The 5,383-nt window shown below is 69.9% G+C and carries 7 protein-coding genes and 1 pseudogene; 2 read left to right on the plus strand and 6 right to left on the minus strand.

Translation table 11 applies throughout. The features are described from left to right. The 6 genes and pseudogenes from ACFU7Y_RS39260 to ACFU7Y_RS39285 all read right to left on the minus strand — a co-directional run. On the minus strand, positions 1-289 hold a 289-nt coding region (locus ACFU7Y_RS39260; RefSeq protein WP_380771234.1), incomplete at its 3' end, for an IS5 family transposase. 98 nt (positions 290-387) lie between these two features. After that, positions 388-654, minus strand: a complete 267-nt coding sequence (locus ACFU7Y_RS39265; protein ID WP_224284584.1) for a hypothetical protein — start codon at positions 652-654, stop codon at positions 388-390. 547 nt (positions 655-1,201) lie between these two features. Next, positions 1,202-1,404, minus strand: a pseudogene (locus ACFU7Y_RS39270) (transposase); the annotation flags it as partial. Positions 1,405-1,550: 146 nt separating this feature from the next. Next, positions 1,551-1,943: a hypothetical protein gene (locus ACFU7Y_RS39275; protein ID WP_380771235.1), complete on the minus strand. Its 393-nt coding sequence runs from the start codon at positions 1,941-1,943 to the stop codon at positions 1,551-1,553. 366 nt (positions 1,944-2,309) lie between these two features. Beyond that, positions 2,310-3,014: a DUF6461 domain-containing protein gene (locus ACFU7Y_RS39280; RefSeq protein WP_380771236.1), complete on the minus strand. Its 705-nt coding sequence runs from the start codon at positions 3,012-3,014 to the stop codon at positions 2,310-2,312. A gap of 61 nt (positions 3,015-3,075) precedes the next feature. After that, positions 3,076-3,921 (minus strand): hypothetical protein, encoded by an 846-nt coding sequence (locus tag ACFU7Y_RS39285; protein ID WP_380771237.1) that lies wholly within the window; start codon positions 3,919-3,921, stop codon positions 3,076-3,078. Between ACFU7Y_RS39285 and ACFU7Y_RS39290 the strand changes: the two genes are divergently transcribed. Continuing rightward, entirely contained in the window at positions 3,905-4,483 is a 579-nt protein-coding gene (locus ACFU7Y_RS39290; protein ID WP_380771238.1) for a hypothetical protein, read from the plus strand. The genes ACFU7Y_RS39285 and ACFU7Y_RS39290 overlap by 17 nt on opposite strands. Positions 4,484-4,727: 244 nt before the next feature. Beyond that, a complete protein-coding gene (locus ACFU7Y_RS39295; RefSeq protein ID WP_380771239.1) occupies positions 4,728-5,153 on the plus strand; it encodes a helicase associated domain-containing protein in 426 nt (141 codons plus the stop codon). Positions 5,154-5,383 lie beyond the last annotated feature (230 nt).

Genomic DNA, 5,383 nt, shown 5'->3' on the forward strand with positions numbered 1-5,383 from the left:
AGATGTCCCAGTCGATGCCACCGGCGGCATCCGCCTCCGCCTGGACCCGCTGGAGCAGACGTTCCCACGTCCCGTCCGCCGACCAGCGACGATGCCGCTCATGGACGGTTTTCCATGAGCCGTAGCGTTCCGGAAGGTCCCGCCACGGCACGCCTGTCCGGGTCCGGTACAGGATGCCGTCGATGACCTGCCGGTGGTCCCGCCACCTGCCACAACGCCCGTTGCTCACCGGCAGCAGCGGCCGGAGCCGCTCCCATTGACTGTCAGTCAGATCACCCCTACTCCCCATAGTCGTATCAACGACTCAACTGATCGGCAGGACACGGCCTAGTGCCGCATCAACCTCGCGTGTCAGGGGCGGACGGGGCACGAGCCTTCACGGTCCCGCTACCCCGCACGGCGCCGCCTCAGCTCCTCAAGCCACTCCCGTACCTGCTCGTCGTCGTGCAGGTACGGCTCCTCAGGACCCGGCCGCAGGTCGATCCCGTAGAGGAGCTCCAGGGCCCACCGTGACAGATCGTCCCATTCCAACTCGTCATCGAGGAACCATCGGCCGGCCCACCGGTCGGCTGCATCCCGGCTCACACGTCCCTCGACTACTGCAGCGAACCACGACTCGATCTCGCCCAGGTCTGGCTGGTCATTTCCGCTCACGGGCTCACCGTATCCAGGACGGGGCGAAGGTTGCCTGATGTGGCACTGGCCGGGCGAGGAGCTCCCGCCGGCGGTCTTCCTCGCCTCAGCCCGTGCGGCCACGGCGATCCCTGTCGTGGCCGCACGGGCTGCGACCGTCCGACAGCGGCTCGCGCGTCCGCGCGGGTGCGGCTGCCCCACATCGAGCCGATGCTGGCGACGGCCGGCCCGCTGCCGTCCGCGGCGCGGCGGCGGTCGCGGTTGGTGGGCAGGGGAAGGATGATCGGCGGGCGGCCGTTGGCGTGGCGTTTGTCGTCGCAGTCGGGGCATTCCAGGCGGTACGGGTCGGCCGGCTTGTGCAGTTCGGCGATCGAGTCCGGTTTGCCTCCGATGGAGCCATGGCAGGTGTGGCAGGGGTGCATGGCGGCGTTCGCCCGGCGGGCGGCGAGCAGGGCGTTGTGCTCGCGGGTGTCGTCGGCTTCCTTGCGGCAGTCGTAGCAGAGCCTGGTGCCGTCGCTGGCGCCGGGCGTCCAGTCGTACTCGTCCTCGCGGCGGTTGCAGCCCGGGGGCGGCGGGCGCCGTCGCGGTCCTGGACGCTCGCGGCGACCGCGTGGACCGCGTGGACCGCGACCAGCAGACCGAGGGTGTCGGTGACCAGGAACCGCTTGCGGCCCTGACCCTCTTGCCAGCATCGAAGCCTCTGGTCGCGGCGGGCACGGTGTCGGCGGTGCGGACGGACTGCGAGTCGATCAGCCCGGCTTGGCCCGCCCGTGCCCACCGCGTCGGAGGAACGCGGCGGGCAGGCCCGGCAGAGACGGCCTGACGGCCGTCTGGACGCCCGCGCGCCGCGTCCGGCTGCGGACGCCGGTGGCCCCGGCCCGCCGGGCCGGCATGCCACCGTGCGGGGCCGGGACGGGTCAGGGGCGGGTGGCGGAACGGGCCCGTACGGTCAGCAGGGCGAGGTTCCCGGCTGCAGCGGCGGGGCGGAAATCGAAGACGCCGGTGAACGGTCCGGTCACCAGCAGCAGGACTTCGTGCGCGCGCAGCGCCCGCCACCATTCGCGCCCGGCGGTGACCTGTCCGTCGAACCAGGCCCCGCCGTCGGGCCGACGTACCGTCAGGCCAGGCGCAGCCGCGATCGCGGACCAGCCCGGTGCCGGATCGCGTTCCAGGACGCCCGCGTCGCGGGCCCAGCCCTCCCCTGCCGTCACCGGACGCCCCACGGCGGCGGGCACCACCAGCACCGGGCACTGGCCCGGCATCAGCTCCGGCCACGCCCCGCCCATCAGCTCACCCGCTGTGATCTCCACGCGACGCTCCCTGCCCCATTCCCCGCCCCGGCACACCTCCCTGTGCCAGGCCCCGGCCCATCATCCCCCGCGTCCGCGGACCACGGCGGGGCATCGACCACACCGGTCACCAGGCCCCGCGCACACCGGCACAGTGAGCAGTTCCGGGAGCTGGCCGCACGACAGCCGACGAACAGGCGCGGGGCGCGGCCGATCGGTGTGTCGATGTCGGCAACGACCACGGGATCGGCGCCTTCGGCGAGTTGCTCGACGTCCCAGCCGGTGACGTCCAGGAGCAGGCCGTCGAGCGCGCCGCCCGACGGGTTGGGCACGGGCGGCGCTCGCCGACATGGTGGCTCCGTACCTACGGGTCCACCACTGGGCGACTCAGCCCAATGTCCAGCCGTCCCGGAGGTTTTCGGCTTCCTCAGTGCTCTGCATAACGTCGAGGGTTCCGATGAATTGGCCGAGGTCAGCGAGCGGTGCGCTGCAGCCGGGAGGTGGGGGTGTCAGGGCGAGTGATTCGCGCTGGGCGTCGGGCATGTAGGCGGTCTGAAGCGGCCCTGTGAGCGTCTCCCACCGGATCTTGATGCCGGCATACCGGGCGACGGCATGCAAGGCCGCCCCCGTCATGGAGGACGCCTGCGGGTTCTGCAGTTCGGCACGGACGGCGTCGTAGAGCTCATGAGGTCCGCTGCCCTGGGGCGGATGGTGTTGGCCGGGCTCGAAGCACTCGAGTTGTCGGCCGTTCCCCAAGCGTTCGACCACGGTCATACCGACCGCGTAGAACAGGCGCACGACCTCGCTGTGCTCGCACAGCCGGGCCAGCACACCAGGCTTCGCCCCCTCCGCCTCCCGGTCCTCGAAACAGAACGTCCACCCACCAAGCTGTCCTACCCTCAACAGCGCACCGGCCGCCAGCGGATACAGCGTGCTCGCCTCTGCGGCCGATAGCAGCCGCGCCCGCTCCGCATCCGCACCGTAGGCAGCGACCACCTCCCCCACCGACAGACCCCGCACCAGGTTCAGACAAAACGTGGGCACCAGATCGCTCTGCGCCCACTCCCACCACACCGGTACACGATCGACCACAGGTTCCTCCTCAAAGGAAGGGCTGCGCCCCGGGAACGCTCCGGGGCACAGCCGCTCGGTATCAGGACGTGACGCTGACGACGAACTTCTCGGTGTCCAGGACGCGGTCGGTCTGCACGAAACTGCCGTATTTGCCGCCCGCCGCCGAGTTCTGTGTGAGGGGGACGTGGCCGCGGACGCAGGGCTCGTACTTGGTGACGTCGGGCCGGCCCTTCACCGTGTAGAACATCCACTGCCCGTTCTCGAGCTGCGGGACGATGTCCGCGCATCCGGTATGGCCGCCCTGGTAGGTTCCGGCGAACGGGTACTCGTCGCAGGAGTCGTTGGTGACGGCAGCCAGCGGGTTGAACGTCCCGTCTTCGCACGTTACGCGGCGATTGGCCTTCGCGAGATCCTCGCCCTTCATGCGCTGCAGCGGATTATCCGTGGCGCCCCAGTGGTCGGACATGTTCTGGATCGCCCAGGCATAGGTGGCGGCAGCGGCGCCGTACTGGCTCAACGGCAGCACGAGGTTGGCCCGTACATCCGGGTAGACGCACCCGGGGTACTGCCCGACTTCGTTGTCGCAGCGGATCAAGCGGCCGTTGGTCCAGTTGGCGTTTGGCTGGGTCGGCTGCACGCCGGCCATGGTGACGAACATGTGGTACTTGGTTGTGATATTGCGGTCGATGCCTCCCGCCGGCAGGCTCTCGGCGTAGGTGACCGAGCCAGAGACCTGATCGCCGATCCCGAGCGAGCGCTGGCCCGTCCACGGGGTGGGGGCCGTGGCTGTGCACTGTGAGTCGCAGCTCACGTCGAATCCGACGTCGAGCCGGGTGACGTCACCGGTCGCCGACTCCAGCTTGACCGTCACCAGCTCGTTCCAGGTCGTCGAGGTGGCGTTGAGCGTCATGCTGGTGGTGATCACCAGCACTCCGGTACCAACAACGGCGCCCTTGTCGTTCCAGTGGGTGAAGGTGGTCCTCGCTTCCCTCAGGCAGGAGGAGAACCGCTGGTACCACCAGGAGCCCGCCGCTGCCAGGCTGCAGACTCCCTCACCGGCGGCGACGGCAGCCTCCGAGGCGGGCTTCTCAGTCCCCTGCGCGGGCGGAGCCGGTTCCACGGCCAGACAGGACCTGTCTTGCGGGCCCGTCCTCGAGGGGTCAGCCGGAGGGCAGCTGTTCGTCGAGGCGTTGAGCGGGGCGGACACCGAGGTCTGCTTCATGTCGGTCGTCGCCGCGCTGAGCGTGCCGACCAGACTCCCGCGCGGCGACGCCGGAACGGACGCCGCCGAGGACGGCGAGGCTATCGACACCTGCCCGCCAGCAATCACGAGGACCGACAACGCCCCGGCCGCCACCGATCTCATCCACCGGCCTGTATGTAAAGCCATCACTGAATTCCTGATCCCTTCGTACCCGGGAAACTCGCCGCAGTCGGGCGCCGAGAGTGCTCACGTCGAACTGACTGGCCGTCGTGATCAGACGTAGGCACACAGTTGCACGGCCACCGGACTCCGCCGGTTCAATCGACCACGCATTTCCGGCCACCAAGACGCCCTCGCCGAAGTGCTGCTCGCCGACCTCGCCAACGACGACGAGGCGCTGCGGGGGAAGGCCGTAGCTGGCGGCCGGGGAGCCGGGCTCGCTCGCGCCGGAGCGGCGGCTGGCGCTGGAGGAGATCGACCCGTGGTGGTGCCCGGCCTGGCCGATCACCTGGCAGCGCACCTACAGCGTGGCCCGGCTGTGGTGGCTGGACTCCGACGGCCTTGTCGACTGGACCAGGCTGCCCGCGGACACGGTGTACGAAGGCGAGCAACTCGGACGCTGGGTGAAGGCGCAACGGGCTGGCTGGCCAGGCCTGGAGGCGGATCAGCGGGACCTGCTGTCGGCGATCGGTATCCAGGAGGACCAGGAGCTGGTGGCCGCCAAGGCCGCTGCGGAGGCGAAGCCGAAGGTGTCCCGCACAGACCGGTTCGGCGCCGGCCTTGCGGCGCTCGCGGCCTTCGTCGAGCGCGAGGGGCACGCCCAGGTCCCGCGCGCCCACAAGGAAGGCGGGACGTCACTGGGGACCTGGCTCAACAACCAGAAGGCCCGCCGGGACAAACTCACCCCGGAACAGCTCGCACAGCTCGCCGAGCACGGCGTCGAGTGGGCGTAGCGGGTCCAGCTGGCTCTGAGCAGCGCGAGGGCCGGCCCATCTACGAACGCATCAAGAACCTCCAGCCCAAGTGCCCGCTCTGCGGCATCGGCAGGGTGCGCCAGGTCGACCATCACCTACCCAAGAGCCACTACCCATATTGAGCCGAAACGGCTTGGTTGCCTGCTCGTTGACACGGTGTGATCGAGGTCGGGGACATGCGGCGGCTGTCGCCTACGGCGCAGGAGGGT

The organism is Kitasatospora sp. NPDC057542, assembly GCF_042801945.1.
In the GTDB taxonomy this organism is placed as follows: Bacteria; Actinomycetota; Actinomycetes; order Streptomycetales; family Streptomycetaceae; genus Kitasatospora.

Excerpts from the sequence above, each read along its gene's own strand:
- ACFU7Y_RS39290 (WP_380771238.1), top strand. The coding sequence starts at position 3,905 with ATGCTGGTGGTGATCACCAGCACTCCGGTACCAACAACGGCGCCCTTG.